Annotated in this window: 12 protein-coding genes; 7 read left to right on the forward strand and 5 right to left on the reverse strand. The window is 41.2% G+C overall.

Annotation, left to right across the window (positions count from 1 at the left end; translation table 11 throughout):
• The first annotated feature begins 1 nt into the window (after position 1).
• The gene (glpK, locus tag AB6N04_RS15745) at positions 2 to 1,528 is read left to right on the forward strand and encodes a glycerol kinase GlpK (RefSeq protein WP_369309175.1); all 1,527 of its coding nucleotides are present in this window, start codon (positions 2 to 4) and stop codon (positions 1,526 to 1,528) included.
• A gap of 351 nt (positions 1,529 to 1,879) precedes the next feature.
• Positions 1,880 to 6,466 (forward strand): hypothetical protein, encoded by a 4,587-nt coding sequence (locus tag AB6N04_RS15750; RefSeq protein WP_369309176.1) that lies wholly within the window; start codon positions 1,880 to 1,882, stop codon positions 6,464 to 6,466.
• 35 nt (positions 6,467 to 6,501) lie between these two features.
• Here the strand turns inward: AB6N04_RS15750 and emrD are convergent, their stop codons facing one another.
• On the reverse strand, positions 6,502 to 7,686 hold the full coding sequence (emrD, locus tag AB6N04_RS15755) for a multidrug efflux MFS transporter EmrD (protein WP_369312146.1): 1,185 nt from the start codon (positions 7,684 to 7,686) through the stop codon (positions 6,502 to 6,504).
• A gap of 438 nt (positions 7,687 to 8,124) precedes the next feature.
• On the opposite strand from emrD, the gene fpr reads away from it, so the two are divergent.
• Positions 8,125 to 8,871 (forward strand): ferredoxin--NADP(+) reductase, encoded by a 747-nt coding sequence (gene fpr, locus AB6N04_RS15760; RefSeq protein WP_369309177.1) that lies wholly within the window; start codon positions 8,125 to 8,127, stop codon positions 8,869 to 8,871.
• 44 nt (positions 8,872 to 8,915) lie between these two features.
• On the opposite strand, the gene AB6N04_RS15765 is transcribed toward fpr, so the two are convergent.
• Positions 8,916 to 9,335, reverse strand: a complete 420-nt coding sequence (locus tag AB6N04_RS15765; RefSeq protein ID WP_369309178.1) for a DUF805 domain-containing protein — start codon at positions 9,333 to 9,335, stop codon at positions 8,916 to 8,918.
• Between the two features lie 51 nt (positions 9,336 to 9,386).
• Between AB6N04_RS15765 and AB6N04_RS15770 the strand changes: the two genes are divergently transcribed.
• From AB6N04_RS15770 to AB6N04_RS15785, 4 genes are all read left to right on the forward strand, one after another.
• Positions 9,387 to 10,001, forward strand: coding sequence for a DUF1454 family protein (locus AB6N04_RS15770; protein ID WP_369309179.1), 615 nt, complete (start codon positions 9,387 to 9,389; stop codon positions 9,999 to 10,001).
• 179 nt (positions 10,002 to 10,180) lie between these two features.
• A complete protein-coding gene (gene tpiA / locus AB6N04_RS15775; protein WP_369309180.1) occupies positions 10,181 to 10,951 on the forward strand; it encodes a triose-phosphate isomerase in 771 nt (256 codons plus the stop codon).
• A gap of 315 nt (positions 10,952 to 11,266) precedes the next feature.
• Positions 11,267 to 12,211 carry an autotransporter outer membrane beta-barrel domain-containing protein gene (locus tag AB6N04_RS15780; RefSeq protein ID WP_369309181.1) on the forward strand — a complete coding sequence of 315 codons (945 nt, stop codon included), beginning with the start codon at positions 11,267 to 11,269 and terminating at the stop codon, positions 12,209 to 12,211.
• 277 nt (positions 12,212 to 12,488) lie between these two features.
• Positions 12,489 to 13,502 (forward strand): sulfate ABC transporter substrate-binding protein, encoded by a 1,014-nt coding sequence (locus AB6N04_RS15785; RefSeq protein ID WP_369309182.1) that lies wholly within the window; start codon positions 12,489 to 12,491, stop codon positions 13,500 to 13,502.
• 382 nt (positions 13,503 to 13,884) lie between these two features.
• Here the strand turns inward: AB6N04_RS15785 and pfkA are convergent, their stop codons facing one another.
• The 3 genes from pfkA to AB6N04_RS15800 form a co-directional block, all read right to left on the reverse strand.
• The gene (pfkA, locus tag AB6N04_RS15790) at positions 13,885 to 14,862 is read right to left on the reverse strand and encodes a 6-phosphofructokinase (RefSeq protein ID WP_369309183.1); all 978 of its coding nucleotides are present in this window, start codon (positions 14,860 to 14,862) and stop codon (positions 13,885 to 13,887) included.
• A gap of 397 nt (positions 14,863 to 15,259) precedes the next feature.
• Positions 15,260 to 16,204 (reverse strand): phosphatidate cytidylyltransferase, encoded by a 945-nt coding sequence (locus tag AB6N04_RS15795; RefSeq protein ID WP_369309184.1) that lies wholly within the window; start codon positions 16,202 to 16,204, stop codon positions 15,260 to 15,262.
• Entirely contained in the window at positions 16,201 to 16,842 is a 642-nt protein-coding gene (locus AB6N04_RS15800; protein WP_369309185.1) for a lysophospholipid acyltransferase family protein, read from the reverse strand. Before AB6N04_RS15800 ends, AB6N04_RS15795 begins: the two co-directional genes overlap by 4 nt.
• Positions 16,843 to 17,248: the final 406 nt, after the last annotated feature.

The raw sequence follows: 17,248 nt of genomic DNA on the forward strand, positions 1-17,248 counted from the left end.
TATGACAACTGAAACTACCATTGAAAAAAAATATATCGTTGCACTTGATCAAGGCACAACCAGTTCTCGAGCTGTCGTACTCGACCATGATGCGAACATTGTGAGCATTTCACAGCGTGAATTTACCCAAATTTATCCAAAGCCAGGCTGGGTCGAGCATGATCCAATGGAAATTTGGGCATCACAAAGCTCTACACTGGTTGAAGTGTTAGCCAAAGCAGACATTCGTACTGATGAAGTGGCTGGAATTGGGATCACCAACCAACGTGAAACGACCATTGTTTGGGAAAAAGCGACGGGTAAACCTGTTTATAATGCCATTGTGTGGCAATGCCGCCGCACCGCAGACTTCTGCACCCACCTAAAACAAAATGAAAAAGATTTAGAAGAGTATATTCGCCAAAATACAGGTCTTGTCGTTGACCCTTATTTTTCGGGAACGAAAGTTAAGTGGATTTTAGATAATGTCGAAGGCGCTCGTGAACGCGCTGAAAAAGGGGAGTTGCTATTTGGTACCGTCGATACATGGCTGGTTTGGAAAATGACACAAGGTCGTGTACATGTAACGGACTATACCAACGCATCTCGTACTATGTTATTTAATATTCGCAATTTAGAGTGGGATGATAAAATTCTCAAGGCATTGAATATTCCACGGATCATGTTACCTGAAGTCCGCCCTTCTTCTGAAGTGTATGGGCAAACGAACATTGGGGGCAAAGGCGGCACACGCATTCCAATCTCAGGCATGGCGGGTGACCAACAAGCGGCCCTGTATGGTCAGCTGTGCGTGAAACCGGGCATGGCGAAAAATACCTATGGTACAGGCTGCTTCTTGCTGTTGAATACAGGAGAAACCGCCGTTCGCTCTAACCATGGGCTGCTAACCACCATCGCCTGCGGACCAAAAGGGGAAGTGAATTATGCCCTTGAAGGCGCAGTGTTCGTTGGTGGCGCATCTATCCAATGGCTGCGTGATGAATTAAAGCTGATTGATGAATCCACAGACTCTGAATATTTCGCGATGAAAGTGAAAGATAGCAACGGCGTATATGTGGTGCCTGCTTTTACAGGTTTAGGCGCACCATACTGGGATCCCTATGCACGTGGCGCAATTTTCGGACTCACTCGTGGTGCTAACCGCAACCATATCATCCGAGCAACACTAGAATCCATTGCTTACCAAACTCGAGATGTCCTTGATGCAATGCAAGCCGATTCTGGCGAACGCCTAAAAGCATTGCGTGTTGATGGTGGTGCAGTGGCAAACAACTTCTTAATGCAGTTCCAATCTGACATTTTAGGTACACCTGTTGAACGTCCAGAGGTGCGCGAAAGTACCGCATTAGGAGCCGCTTATCTCGCTGGTTTAGCAGTCGGTTTCTGGAATAACATTGATGAGCTACAAAGCAAAACCACGATTGAACGTGTGTTTAAGCCAGGTATTGAAACAACAGAACGCAATTTCAAATACGAAGGCTGGAAAAAAGCCGTTGCACGTGCACAAGAGTGGGAAGATAAAGCTTAGTTATCAATTAAACATTGGGCTCGTTGATGCAAAGGCGGTACTTCGGTACCGCCTGAGGTTGTTGACAAAGTGGGATAAAAACGTGGTTTTTCCCACTTTGTGTTATTAGGCGAAAATCAATATATTGATTTTCCTAGTTTATTTTCAAAACCTATCCAATCTGCCGCCAAACATTTTATGTTTGTCAGCAGTCTGAGGCGGTACTTCGGTACCGCCTTTTTTGTTTTGTAATAATCAATTAGCTAATAAATAAAACATTAGTCATTAGACAAATAATAAATTAGAAAGGTTAAATGAGCTTGTTTACACTAATTCCGGAATAATTTATTCAATAAAATGAGGAAAGTGGTTATGGAAAACCCAAAAAAACAAGGCATGATCGCCATTGCTCAATACCCAAATAATCGATTTGGACTTTCAGTTCATACCCGGGAGAGAAGATCAAAAGCAACAACTTCTTTTACCTATGAAAAAACCGTTCCAATGAGTGATATTTACTCTGATTCATCCACCATTGAGCCTAAAAAACAACAAACCGAATGGGTGTATGAAGGCACGCTTCGACCTCTTGAAAAAGGCACAGTAACTTTTTTAGTAGATAACCATAACAGCCCGTTGTCTGTTGAAATACAAGGCAAAAAAATCCATCTCCACCCTGAAAACAGTTTTGAAACGATCACGCTCACTGATTTACAACACAACCAGCCTATCCCAATTAAATTTACTGCACTAACAGAAGGTTACGTTCCTAAGTTTCGTTTTCTTTGGCGCATAAATGGCCTCATCACTCCTGTCCCCGACTATACGGTTACCTCGCCTGCGATATCAAACAACCGCACTGCCCCGTCTAAGCCTGTAGTTGCAGCGACAGTGAATATATTAACGACAAAAAACCACCAGAAAAAACTGCGCATAGGGATATATAAAAATAAAGGCCGGATCGCGGTCATTAACAGCCATTCACCAATTTTAGCCGCCCTAAAAAATAACCCTAAAAATTCAAATAATGGTTTGCGTGCATATCACCTATTTAGCTGGATGATAGACAAGCCACGGTTAGCTGGAGAAAATAAACAAAGCTTCATCTTAAGCACATTACCCTCCACGCAATTTTCGGGTTTTGACTTTCACCCAAATCAAAATTTATTCGTGGATAGCTTTAATTCTCCCCATGAATGGACAAAGGGTGAACCTAGAGCACAAGCTCAATTATCGGATTTGTTATTACCGAGTGGGCAATGGCATCGCCATTACGATACTGTCGTGATATCAGAAAGTGCAAATGATAAGCAGGTGGAACTCATTCAGCACTGGCTTGAACTAACGGGAGGCAGCCTATTAATTATTCGGGATAAGCATAAAACCATGTCCCCATCTGTACGAAAATTAATCACCGCTATTGAACCTATTGATAATATCGACAGTGCAGAACCAACGCTGACAAACACCGCTTTTCAGCAAGTCATCTCCTTGCCCCCCTCGTCCCTCAGTGCTCACAGACTTAGCCCTGAGTTACTCGAAAACGTACAATACTTTTCTCTCAATATCAAAGACGCTAATAACAAACCTATCGTGACTTTTCATGATATCAAGGTTAACCCGTCCCATTCATGGCAGGCACTAGCGCAAGAAATAGAAACAAAAGTGAACCACGATTTAACGTCTCGTTCCCTGCCTCCCATTACGGTACGGTATAAAAACAACACACTTAACCTTCGTGGAAAAGGCATGATTTTTGCTCAATTCCAATTAAAAAAAATAAATGATATTCCCTATTTTCAAGTCAATAAAAAGATGTCTACCTTTGTTGAGAATGAAAAAACCATTCACCAAATGACATTTAAGCTAAATGGCTTTAACCATTGGACCCACTTGTCGTTCAGATTTGTTGGTGACAATAGAGATATCACGCAATATCGTGCACCTTTTAAAGCATTTGATACTCAATTTAGCAGCGCAGAAAATTTTGCTAACTATTTAGAAAATTATTTACGTCATCAATTAAATGACAATTCCATTCGTGTTGTGCTCAAGCAAATTGATAATCAATATGTCGATAGAAAAGAACAACATCTACAAATTATTGTCCCTAAAGGTCGCAGATTTGAGCAGTTTAACTTCGGGTATCAACAGCAAATTTTCCCAATACTCGTTGCTGAAAATCCAGAGGCTGAAGCTAACAAATTAGTGGTAGGTGCGATCCAAGGTAAACTACCGGATAATAACAACATTCAGCAATATCAAATCTTAGAGCAGCCCAAATTTGGCAAAGTGACATTAAACCCGATAACAAAAGAGTGGCTCTATTACGCTAACGAACAGTCCGCCGAAACCAATGACGACCAATTTGATCTTGTCGCTATCATGGGTGATGGAAGCCTTTCTGCACCGATGTCTATTCAGCTACAATCCAATACGCCACCGAATTTAAGCCTTCCTGGGAAGCGAATATTTACCATCCCAGATCCTATCTATCAACAACCTAAGCCACGTTATCACCCTGTGCCACAGAATATGCATATACATTCTATCCAAGTTGCTCAAACGCACTTGCAATCACCAAATGCAGACTCTGTAAGCTTAACGGCCAATCGGTGGGTTCTAATTAAATTAGACATCACTAGCCCATCCTCTGCGAAAGCCCCGGATTTTGTCGCCATCATTAGTGATAACGATGGAAAAGAACTTGGACGGGTTAGACTTATTGGGCCTGATACCCTGCCTATCGCATTAACACCCCAGCCTGATGCAACCAATATATTTGCACACAAAGCGCATGCCACAAGTTTTACCGCACCATTAAAAGGGGAATGGATAAAGCCCAATATCAAAATACGTATTCTAGCGAATAATACCCCAATTATTTCAAATGATACTGATATTCATGGTGTTATTTCTCCCAATATCACCCTTGATAGCCATATTGTGACCTACGTTGATAACAGCAGTGTTTATCGACAGGGGCATGGGGTATATACATACTCACCACTAAGTTGGGGGCTAGAAGCTGCGGCAAAGCTGCCGATTAAACAATTAACACTCTATAGCTACCCTAGCAGCTCACGTAACCCCAGTTTGGTGCCCTATATTGATCGTAATATTCATTATTCGGTGTTAGTTAACCCGAAATATGATGACTTGAAGAAAATCCCCTACCATATTGATTCTCAGATATATTGGGCCACTTTAAATAGCCAACAACACAAGGAAAAACATAATGTTAACTCTGATTACTATTACACAGCGACTGAACAATTTATCCCATTAAAACCCCATGGGCAGGTATTGGGATTGGCATCACCACATTATGGCGGAGGGGTTAATAACCCAATAACTTTATGGCATGAAATCTTTGGTCATGGTCTTGGCTTACCCCATACAACGGACAAAAACCATGGTAACAACATCGCTTATGACCAATACAGGCAACATTACATTACTTATAAATATAAAAATGCATCAGGTGATTATGTGGATATGTACCCTACCATGTACCCATATCATTCATATTTTACCAGTGAACAATATGATGCCTTTTTACCTCATACTGGTGAATACAATAAAAAAATCCATCGTAATCTAAAAACAAAAATGCGCTGGCAACCAAATGAAATACAAGGTGAAGATAAAGAAGATGGTGGGTTTGCGGGGGAAGGTTTCTACCAACATTGGGATGATGACACACAAACATGGGTCACCCTAACGCAATATAATTGGTCAAAATACAATTATCACCAAGTGGACATTGATCAACTCCCTCATCAACGTGATGTCCCCGTTTATTGGCTACGGGGACTCTCTTTAAAGCTAGCGGATGGCTCACCACACCCCTACAACTATATCAATGTGGATCGCACTATCGGCCATTTACCTGCCGATTATCATAATCTCGAAACAGGAGAAGGTCGTCCTTTCACTCGATATAACAGTTATGGATTAAAAGTCACTTATGCAACTCAAGGCGGATTATTAACAGAACGCTTGCAAATCCAAGCTGGGCAAGATTTTATAAGTTTAAACATTGCCGATAAAGGTGAATTAGTCAAATTTTCAATCCACGAATTAAGCTCACAAAAAACGCTCGGATCCACTGTATACCAATATAAAAACCCCAGTTCATTAATCAATAGAGTCTTTTCTCTTCATCATGAAGAAACATTACCTGAAAAATTATATCTCGATAATTATTGGTCGGGCAGCCCAGTGTTTTGGGCCACCACAGATAAAGAACTACTCGATTTTTCTACTGGTGTTGTGAATATGGATAAAATTACCCCACAAAGCGCCCTTTTCGCGAGTTGGATTGAAAATGGGCGGCGTCGGCAACACACTATTTCGCTTGCAAAGCCATTTGGTAAACAGCATAAAGAGGATACCAATACCCAATTTTTCCCACTCAATCATCTGAATATGCAAGGTGATCCACACAATACCCCTTCAACACATATTAACGTGCTGTCGTCGCAGTCGTTTTTACCCGATGTACACGTTAACCAACAAATTAATATTTTAAGGTTAGGTTTACCTGAAGATAATTACCATTATTGGGTCGTTTTGATGATTTATGATGAGCAAGGAAACATCCAAGAGTACACACCACTGGAGTCTTGGCATATATCTGGCAATCAAAAAACATTGACGGTCAAAGGAACGATAGACAGTACACCGGGGTTGGAACTCGCTGGTATAAAAATATATATCGATAAGCACTTACAGGATGCTGTTCCCGCAAGCTCTATTTGGCTTCATCAAAATAAATCAGGACAATTAGCAGAAAACAGAGAATTTTTAAACTATGACCGCCCAGTGATCTTTAATTCAATCGCCGATCAACCTGAACAATTTGTTTCCATACCAGAAACACAAAGGGATTTAGCGTTATCAGCACATCAGCAATTAATACCATCCACAACATTGGTTGCACCGCTGATCGCATAAAAATAATAGGCGGTAACCGTCTACCGCCTTATTTCTTATACCATCCGTGCCGTTTGATCCATACGTCTAGCCAGTGGAAGCCAGCACAAAACCACTAAAACCGACGTTAAAAACATCAGCAAGCCTAAGCTGAACTGACCATTTTGTGGCATAAGTGATGAAATCCATGTTGCCACCCCCGATCCTACATTTTGTAATCCCCCCACCAAAGCGCCCGCAGCACCGGCTAAATAAGGGAATGGTTCCATCGCCCCCGTTGTGGCAAGGGGAAACAGCATACCTGCACCAAAGAAAAATACGGCAGCTGGCACTAACAATGTCCATGTATTCATGATGCCAAACCAGCTAGGCACCCACATCATTAAACCCGCTGACAAACAAATCAACACGGATTGCCACATCAAATTATAGAAGGTTTTACCTTCCCGCCCGGCATACCAAGCTCCGAAAAAAGCCGCAGGAATTGGCAAAATAAATAAAATACTAACAGTAATACTACTCAGCCCTAACACACCGCCCATTAGAACGCCGCTACTTGCTTCAAAAACAGCAATCCCTGCCAGCGCGCCAATTAGCATAGTGAGATAGGATAAAAATGATCCGCTAGATAATAACTCGCGATACGATGCTATCATTTTATGTTTTTCTGGTGATACTGGACGGGTCTCAGGTAACCAGCGGTACATGCTAAATAACACACTCGCCCCTAAGACAAATAGGAAAATATAACATGCGTGCCAGCCAAAGAAGTGCGCTAATATCCCACCAAACATCGGGGCTAATAATGGACTGACTAAAACCCCCATATTTAATAAACTATTTGCATAGCGTAATGCCGTGCCTTTATATAAATCTCGAGGCATTGTTCTCGCCATCACACCTGCGACCCCGGTACCAAGACCTTGCATACCACTAGCAATCGTCAGCGTATTTAATGTTGGCGCAAAAATTGCCACAATGGTGGAAAACAAGAAAATGGTCAGTCCCGCTAAAATCACCGGTCTACGACCAATTTGGTCAGATAACGGACCATATAATAATTGTGAAAAGCCATATGAAAATAAATACGCCGCCATCACCTTTTGAACCGCACCAGAAGGCTCATCAAAGTACACCGCGATTTCAGCGATCACAGGGACATAAATAGTTTGTGTCATTTGGCCGACAGCCGCCAATGCAATAAGCATTAATAACAGATTGAAATGTTCCAGCTTTCTCATTTTTCTCTCAGACACAGCAAAAATTCCAGACACACAGCAACCCAGTATTATTAAAACTTAATAATACAAACCGAATATTGGAATTGAATGACAAATATTTAATGTTGTTTTACGTATTAACAACTGCCCAGATAAACAGCAAATAACACGTTTTGCTCTAATGTGACTAAGATAACAAAATTTAGACTTTTTTCTAAGTAGCTCGACATTTTAGTTTACACACCAATGGCAGCCATATTCGCCACACCTGTCAACTTAACTGTACATTAAAATCAAAAAATACCCATTATTAAGAATAATTCACTGGAACACATAATCGATAAGCGTAAATAGTGAACTGCTTTAGTATTAAAACCTACTGAACAATGCCCTGACTAATTACGGCAAAATATCGCCTTACTTAGCAGCGCGGATTTTGAAATAACAAGAGGTGGATTTATGGCAAATTGGGTCACTGGAAAGGTGGTTGAAGCCAAATTTTGGACGGATACATTATTTAGCCTTGTCATCGACGCCCCCATTAAACCTTTTACCGCAGGACAGTACGCAAAACTTGCCCTAGAAATCGAGGGAGAACGCATTCAACGGGCCTATTCTTATGTGAATGCCCCCAGCGATAATCGACTTGAGTTTTATTTTGTGATTGTTCCCGAAGGAAAGCTCAGTCCGAAGCTCGCACAATTAAAACCTAACGATACACTGCAAATTACAGATGAAGCCGCAGGTTTCTTTGTGTTAGATGAAATTCCAGAATGCAAAAATTTATGGATGCTCTCGACAGGAACTGCCATCGGCCCATTTTTATCTATTTTGCAAGAGGGAAAAGATCTCGAGCGGTTCGATAACATCGTGTTATTGCATGCAGTACGCTATGAAAAAGATTTGAGTTACCTGCCATTGATGCAAAAACTCGAACAACAGTATCAAGGAAAATTAAAAATTGTCACGGTTGTTAGCCGTGAGCACACGCCAAATGCGTTGCATGGCCGAGTACCTGCATTAATTGAAAACCATCAACTCGAAAATGCCGTTGGTCTCTCTCTTTCCCCTGAAACATGCCATGTTATGCTGTGTGGTAACCCTGAAATGGTGAGAGATACCCGTGATATGCTCAAACATAGCCATGGAATGATTAAACATTTACGCCGCAAGCCAGGTCATATTTCTAGCGAGCAATATTGGTAAACTCGCACACATACTACCCTGAGCAATTTCAGGGTAGGAATATATTATAAATAATTCACCGTTTCGGTTTTTTCGCCGTATTTATTGGCGCTATCCATTCCCACAAAGACGCCGCAATCTAATAGCATAATCATCGAAATAAATAAGGGTAAAAATCGGCCAATCCCCCACTGCCAAATGGGCGCAAATTGACTAACATCCATAGAATAAAGCGCGAAAGCCAACACGATCAATGCAAACCATCCACCTGATTTCCCCCTATCGTGTAAACGTTTTGAGAAAATAGCCGCTAAGGGATAAAGCAGGAGGACAAAAAGAAACAGAGTCACCATTTCAGGCAATAAAAATGTATTCTGTAACAGGACAATCACGGTCACTAAAATAAAACTGGCGGCAATACCCGCCCAAAATGGTCGTCGACCCATTCGACCTTTGAAGGAAAAAGCCCATTGTTGTAATGTCATTACCTATAATCCTGATACAATGTGAAAAACCAAAGAATGAGTGGCAAAAAAATGACTCAAACCTTAATTCGTTCGATATCCGCCATCATAACCATTTTTGTACTCAGTGCGCCACCTTTGGCGCTCGCACAAAAAGTGCCAACACTCCCTGACACGGATTTTGAAGTGGCTTATTTAGCCCCTGATGCGGCATCTTTTGATCTCACCATTCCTGAATTACGCAATCAATTTAATCAAAGCTATAAAGATTTATATCTTCATGAATATAAAGTAATTGCAAGCCAAGATATTGCGGCACCCTATATTCGCGCAGCCTCGCGCATTAACCAACATATCTATTCTTCTGCTGTGTTAGAGCGTGGTAGTGAAAAAATCAAAAGCTTACAAATCACCTTACTCCCCACAGATAACGCACAAGAAGCCCAAGAAAATCGCCAATTAATGGAACGCTATACAATTGCGATTATCCATCAATTCGCCCCTGAGGTATCTTTAGATAAAGCCCCTGAACTCACCACGGCTTTAAATAAATTTATGGCCAACCAAAACCCAACCCATGCGGAAGAAGCACGGTTAGGTGGCCTACGATATATTTTAGTAAAAAGTGACAATAATGTGCTTACTTTTGCTGTTGAACCGATTAAGCTAGAGCAACAAACACCCTAAACAGACTGTGATCACGCTCTAACAACAAGCATGATGAAAAGCAAAGCTATTATGCCCTAATGTTCTTATAATACGTTAAGGTGAATGGCGGCAAAACTGTCACGTTGCGTCAGCAGCATTAATGCGCAATGAATAACTTATTGATTAATCATTCAAACTCTCTGGTTGGAGGAAATAACATGCGACATCCATTGGTAATGGGTAACTGGAAATTAAACGGCAGCACCCATATGGTCAATGACCTGATCGCTGGCCTGCGTAACGAACTGAGCAGCGTTGATGGCTGTGATGTAGCGATCGCACCACCAGCAATCTACCTAACTCAAGCAAAACATGCACTGGCAGGTAGCCGCATTGCATTAGGTGCACAAAACGTTGACGTAAACCTGTCTGGTGCATTCACTGGTGAAACATCTGCTGAAATGCTAAAAGATGTTGGTGCAAAATACATCATCATTGGTCACTCTGAGCGTCGTACTTACCACAAAGAAAGCGATGAGTTTGTTGCTCAAAAATTTGCAGTATTAAAAGAACAAGGCTTAATTCCCGTTCTGTGCATTGGTGAAACTGAAGCGGAAAATGAAGCAGGTAAAACGGAAGAAGTTTGTGCTCGCCAAATCGATGCCGTGTTAAACACGTTAGGTGCGCAAGCATTCCAAGGTGCGGTCATCGCATACGAGCCGATTTGGGCTATCGGTACAGGTAAATCTGCAACCCCTGCACAAGCACAAGCTATCCATAAATTTATTCGCGCTCATATTGCGAAAAAAGATGCGGCGATTGCTGAACAAGTTATTATCCAATACGGCGGTTCAGTAAACGCAAGCAATGCGGCTGAACTGTTTACCCAGCCAGATATCGATGGCGCATTAGTGGGTGGCGCATCGTTAAAAGCGGATGCATTCGCTGTCATTGTTAAAGCCGCTGCACAAGCCAAAAAAGCAAAATAATATTATTTTGTAAATTAACAATTAACCGCCATTGATTGGCGGTTTTTTATTTAGATTAAATTTAAAAATAAATAATTAAAATAAAAATAGAAAAAATTAAATTAATAACAAATTAAAAATCAAACGATTAAATAAGAATAAAAAACACAACAAAAAATCAAAAAATAGATTTATTTTCAATGTAATACATATTGAATTACATCTTTAATTAATCCTAAACCAAACAATAATAATAGACATCCTTGCGGCTTTAATTCAGATTTATCTTGCTTAACAAATCAGTAAAGGTTAATTAAATCACTCGCAAGGATAAAAATGAAATATATAATTAATTTAGTATATTGTATTATACTTATATTTCCTGTTATTTGCTTTTCTGAAACAAATAATGATTTTTGGCGTGTTAAAACCAATGTCTATATGGAAATAGAAGAATACCAAGGTCAGCACGATAAATTTAAAAACAAAGTGTATGACAAAATCAGCACAGTCGGTCAGTTATCTCTCTCCAACCCTGAGTCTCTGTGGCGTTTCGATTTAGAACACCGTGAATCAATGAGAAACCATGGGCGTAATTTCAGTACATCACGTGATTCTTACCTTCGTAGCCGAACTCAACTTGATATAACAAAGCAATTTGTTAAAACAGCAAAATCTGACCTTGAGATTGGTGCGCGATATCGTAAAGAATCCAATGATGCTCATCCTGATACAAAATCACGCTCTTCCAATAGTATGTATGCACTAACACCCGCTGGTAACTATCGTTTTAATAACCAATGGTCTTTTGATTTTTGGCTTTCTTACTACTATTACAGTAATTATTTCAATTCAAACAGTCACGAAGCGGAAACAGAATTGGGGGTAACCTACAAATACTCAGATACATTAAAAGCAAAACTTGCCTTATATTACGATAAAGCATGGGATAAAAATTTCAGTACCCGATTTATACAATCACAAATTCGTGCTTATTTACCTTTTACATTAACGACCAATTGGCATATTTCCCCTTATATTCGTTATACATTACAAGATGAAACCTACGATAAAAATTTCTATCTGGTGCAAAAAATCAATAACGGTTTTCGCCTCGGCACAAACGTAGAATACCAAGCAACGCCATCCCTCACGTTATGGGGCGGCATAGCCTATGAACCCTCAACCTGGAAAAATCCTAAAGATAATGGTATGACTTCTGGCGATAGTAATAAGCAAACTCTGTATATTGGAAAAATCGGCGTGAAATATCGCTGGTAACCGCGTTAAGGGCAAGATAAATAAGGGCTTTCGACAGTACCTAATATGCGAAAGCCCCATAAAGATTATAATATATATGCTAAATCGCTGAAGTTGTCGGTAGGCGGCAAGCAAACGCGACTCTAGTCACTGCGCTTTTATTTGGATTATCTGTTGTATTGACCTTTCTGTTTGTTTATATATTCCCCTTAAGTATAAGTTTTTCTTTTTAATTATTTCCAGTATTTGGTGCTATCTGTCAGCCTCGACTTATCGACAATTTGATGAGGAATCGAAGATGGCACGTTCATGGCAGGTAACGAAATCGCAACTAACGACAGCATTGTTATTGGTATTAGCAACGGGAGCTTGGGCGAAAAACATCCAATTATTGAATGTGTCTTATGATCCGACTCGTGAGTTTTATCAACAATATAATCAGGAATTTAGCGATTATTGGCAAAAGAAAACGGGTGATACCGTTACAGTGCGCCAATCTCACGGAGGATCAGGTAAGCAAGCTATCTCTGTTATCAATGGGTTAGAGGCAGACGTTGTGACGCTAGCTTTAGCGTATGATGTTGACGCCATCGCACAAAGTGGTCGTATAGATAAAAACTGGATAGAAAAACTGCCTGATAATTCAGCTCCTTATACATCAACAATTGTCTTTTTAGTGCGCAAAGATAATCCGAAAAATATTCGCGACTGGGATGATTTAATTCGTAAAGATGTTTCTGTGGTGACGCCTAATCCGAAAACATCAGGTGGCGCACGTTGGAATTATTTAGCTGCATGGGGTTATGCGTTAGATAAAAACCAGCAAGATCCCGAAAAAGCGAAGCAGTTTGTCAAGCAGCTATACCAAAATGTGGAAGTGTTAGATTCAGGGGCGAGAGGAGCCACAAATAGCTTTGTTGAACGCGGTATTGGCGATGTATTGATCGCATGGGAAAACGAGGCATTACTGGCTATTAATGAGTTAGGCAAAAATGACCAATTTGAAATTGTGACGCCAAGTATTTCTATCTTAGCGGAGCCAACAGTCGCCGTTGTCGATAAAACAGTAGACAAACGTGGCCGCCGAGACGTTGCAGAAGCTTATCTGGCACATCTTTATTCGCCAGAAGGCCAAGAAATTGCCGCGAAAAATTATTACCGCCCACGCAATAGCGAAGTGGCGAAAAAATATCAACAACAATTTCCAGCACTGAAGTTGTTGACGGTGGATAAAGATTTCGGCGGCTGGCAAGCCGCGCAAGCAACGCATTTTGCGAATGGGGGGGTGTTTGACGACATCATCCAGCGCTGATACTCGTCATATTTCAAGTTGTCGATAGGCGGCAAGTGAAGCTAATCCCTAAGAGCAAACATATGTATGTGACTAGGGTTAGTGAGCGCAGCCAACACCCCTACCGCTTGAAATACCGCCAATACCCATCTTCTAAATAGTTCAAGTTGTAGGTAGGCGGCAAGTGAAGCTAATCCCTAGGAGCATACATAAGTATGTGACTAGGGTTAGTAAGCGCAGCCAACACCCCTACAGCTTGAAATACCGCCAATACCCATCTTCTAAATAGTTCAAGTTGTAGGTAGGCGGCAAGTGAAGCTAATCCCTAGGAGCATACATAAGTATGTGACTAGGGTTAGTGAGCGCAGCCAACACCCCTACAGCTTGAAATATGAAGAAGATTTTAGTAGAGCTTCTTAGCAGTATCAAACCAATCCTTCTTAAAGACACGCTTCATATTCATTACTGCATCAATAATATCGTGGTGAACCAATTTCTCATTTTGGATCCCCACACAGCGACCACCGTAGCCTTCAAGCAGTAATTGAATAGAGTAAGCTCCCATACGTGATGCTAAAATACGGTCATAAGCGACGGGTGACCCGCCACGTTGGATGTGCCCCAATACTGTTGCTCGGGTTTCGTGGTGTGTTTCTTGCTCAATATATTTGGCCAGCTCGCCAACGTCACAAACGTGTTCGGTGATAGCAACAATCGCATGACGCTTACCTTTTTCAATACCACGTTTGATTTCAGATAGTAATTCTTCACGGTCAAAGGCCATTTCTTGCTCGGGCAACACTAAAAACTCACAACCGCCCGCAATCGCCGCAGATAAAGTTAAATCCCCGCAATAACGCCCCATCACTTCGACGATAGAAATACGTTTATGGGATGTTGAGGTATCACGCAAACGGTCAATGGCTTCAACAACGGTTTCAAGTGCCGTAAAATAACCAATGGTGTAGTCGGTTCCTGCCACGTCATTATCGATTGTGCCGGGTAAACCAATGCAAGGGAAGCCAGCTTCTGTCAATGCTTTCGCCCCTAAATACGAACCGTCACCACCAATAACAACCAGTGCATCAATATGGTTTTTCTTCAGATTTTCAACGGCGATAGCACGCACTTTTTCATCACGGAATTGTGGGAAACGAGCTGATCCTAAAAAGGTACCGCCACGGTTAATCATATCGGACACACTGTATCGGTCTAATTGCTTCATGCGGTTTTCATACAGGCCAAGGTACCCATCAAAAATACCCATCACTTCTAAACCTTCACCTAAAGCGGCACGTACCACGCCACGGATCGCGGCATTCATGCCTGGTGCATCGCCACCACTCGTTAAAACCCCAATTCTTTTAATCTGCTTGACCATGATGACCTCTGATTAATGAATATAAAATTGCAAATCTATGAAAAACCGTTAAACCACCCAATAACCCGCTTAAAACCTAAAGCTGAATTGATTCAACAACTGGCATAATACGGTAAAGTTAAGATTATGCATCTGCTTTCCATCAAGCTTTTGTGTTTTATTGTGATCCAGTTTACATAATTCTAGTCGATGACCTCAATAGGTAAACTTTTCCCCTCTAAAAAGAGGTTTTCAACAAATTAAAGCGACAATACTCTAAGGTCACCTTAGTTTGAAACACAAATTAAGTGAAGATAATACCACTTTAATCCATTATACGCTGTAGCCACAAGGCAAAAGAAAAGCACCATTTGGTGCCTTATCTTAGTGAACGAACAAAAACGAAAATGAAACGCCGTTAAGTGTAATAATAACGCGTTAAATGGAAAAAAATCGGTGCTGCAAAACACAGAGAATCGATACGATCTAGCATACCACCATGGCCTTCAATAATCGCACCAAAATCTTTGATTCCACTATCACGCTTAATGGCAGACATGCATAACCCGCCGACAAAGCCCATAATGGTGATCGCCAACGACATTAACCCCGCAACCCACCAACTAAATGGTGTCACCCAGTATAAGCAAATTCCAATCACTACAGAGGATAAAATCCCCCCAACAAAGCCTTCTATCGTCTTATTTGGGCTTAATTTAGGCACAATTGGTCGTTTGCCCATCAGCTTACCAAAGACATACTGCAAGACGTCCGAAATTTGCGTCACAATAATTAAGAAGAGCAATAATTTGACATTTTCCCCTTCGTAACCCTCTATATTGAGCATCAATAATGCAGGAACATGGCTTAAGCAGAAAACTGTCACCAACATCCCCCATTGAATTTTTGCGGTCCGTTCAAGAAAATGGAAGGTATCCCCTGCCAGTGCAATACGTGTAGGTAAAAAGAGAAAAACAAACACAGGTACAAAAATTGAAAACATCCCATACCACTCAATACCAACCAAAAGGTATTGCAGCGGAATAAAGACAAAGAAGCACCAAAACAGCGCTTCATGGTCACTTCGTCGAGTTGGCGTTAAGGTAATAAACTCACGTAACGCAAAGAATGATATCAATGCAAATAAAATAACCACGGCGATATTACCGAGCACCACCGCTAATACGCAGATAATACACATCACCCACCATGCCCGGATCCGAGCATTTAAATTATCAATGGTTGGATTACTTTTATCACCAGAATAACGGTAGGCCAAAATCCCACCTATCACACTCGCAAAAACCAATATGCCAAACACACCCGATAACAGTAAGGCTAATTCGCTGTCCCAAAAACTCATGGCATCAACTCCTCTAATGCTTCCTTGGCACGTTGCAAAAATTCAGTTTTATTTTCATGCTCAGTTAAAGGTGAGAGAGGCTTACCGACTACCGCTGAGCAAATCACTGGCACAACCAATTTAGACCCTTTAGGCAGTACACGATTAAGGTTTTCGAGATAAATAGGGACGACTTCAACCTCTGGGTATTTTTTAGCCAAGTGGTAAAGACCACTCTTGAATTGGCTTAATTCTTCCCCATTACCACGGGTTCCCTCGGGGAAAAATATCAATGAATGCTTGGCGGCTAAAACGGACTCAAGGGGTTCAAGGATATGACCTTGCGCAGGTTTATCCCCTTTTCTCTCCACCAGAACAGCGCGAAAAACCTTATTCACCAAATAACGACGAAACGGAGTTTTGTCCCAATAATCTTTCGCCGCAACTGGGTGAACAAAATGGCGCATAAGAGGTGGTAAGCCAGACCAAATGACTAACCCATCCAAATGACTTGAATGGTTTGCATAATAGATACGCGGAGTTATCGCAGGCTGGCAACCCACCCAACGCGTACGAACCCCTGTCAATAAGCGACAAGTTCCCGATAACAGCATTCCCATTCCTTTTGCGAGAAGGGAAACTTTCTGCACTTTTTCCATCTTTTTTCCTTGCTAACGTTTTATCAAACGTAAAACTGCAACATCATGAAAAAACCTGAATATCGTTTACTCAATAAGATAGAGAGTGATTTGCGGGAAGACAACGGGGTAAGTTCTGATTTCTAACACGAAGATAAGAAGATAAGCAAAAAACAAAGCAAAGGGCGGTTTATCTTTGCTGCTGATTTTTACTTCTAAAAAAGGTTAAGAAACAACCAAAAAAATCGATAAATGTATCCGTCGTGCTAACTGACGACGATTTGAATCAACTATTGTCCCTAAACGCTGCCCTACGGGGTCGATTAAAGCATGTTTCAGGTATTTGATGCTGCGTTGATAGGCTCTTGCCTAAAATGGCTTTAATTTGAATAAAAATCAGCAGCAAAGATAAACAGCCCCTAGGTGC

The sequence above is a fragment of the Providencia rettgeri genome (assembly GCF_041075285.1).
In the GTDB taxonomy this organism is placed as follows: Bacteria; Pseudomonadota; Gammaproteobacteria; order Enterobacterales; family Enterobacteriaceae; genus Providencia; species Providencia rettgeri_G.

What these genes read in the sequence shown, in the direction of transcription:
- glpK (WP_369309175.1), top strand. Translation starts at nt 2, where the DNA reads ATGACAACTGAAACTACCATTGAAAAAAAATATATCGTTGCACTTGAT.
- AB6N04_RS15750 (WP_369309176.1), top strand. Translation starts at nt 1,880, where the DNA reads ATGGAAAACCCAAAAAAACAAGGCATGATCGCCATTGCTCAATACCCA.
- emrD (WP_369312146.1), bottom strand. Translation starts at nt 7,686, where the DNA reads ATGAGAAAGCTGGAACATTTCAATCTGTTATTAATGCTTATTGCATTG.
- fpr (WP_369309177.1), top strand. Translation starts at nt 8,125, where the DNA reads ATGGCAAATTGGGTCACTGGAAAGGTGGTTGAAGCCAAATTTTGGACG.
- AB6N04_RS15765 (WP_369309178.1), bottom strand. Translation starts at nt 9,335, where the DNA reads ATGACATTACAACAATGGGCTTTTTCCTTCAAAGGTCGAATGGGTCGA.
- AB6N04_RS15770 (WP_369309179.1), top strand. Translation starts at nt 9,387, where the DNA reads ATGACTCAAACCTTAATTCGTTCGATATCCGCCATCATAACCATTTTT.
- tpiA (WP_369309180.1), top strand. Translation starts at nt 10,181, where the DNA reads ATGCGACATCCATTGGTAATGGGTAACTGGAAATTAAACGGCAGCACC.
- AB6N04_RS15780 (WP_369309181.1), top strand. Translation starts at nt 11,267, where the DNA reads ATGAAATATATAATTAATTTAGTATATTGTATTATACTTATATTTCCT.
- AB6N04_RS15785 (WP_369309182.1), top strand. Translation starts at nt 12,489, where the DNA reads ATGGCACGTTCATGGCAGGTAACGAAATCGCAACTAACGACAGCATTG.
- pfkA (WP_369309183.1), bottom strand. Translation starts at nt 14,862, where the DNA reads ATGGTCAAGCAGATTAAAAGAATTGGGGTTTTAACGAGTGGTGGCGAT.
- AB6N04_RS15795 (WP_369309184.1), bottom strand. Translation starts at nt 16,204, where the DNA reads ATGAGTTTTTGGGACAGCGAATTAGCCTTACTGTTATCGGGTGTGTTT.
- AB6N04_RS15800 (WP_369309185.1), bottom strand. Translation starts at nt 16,842, where the DNA reads ATGGAAAAAGTGCAGAAAGTTTCCCTTCTCGCAAAAGGAATGGGAATG.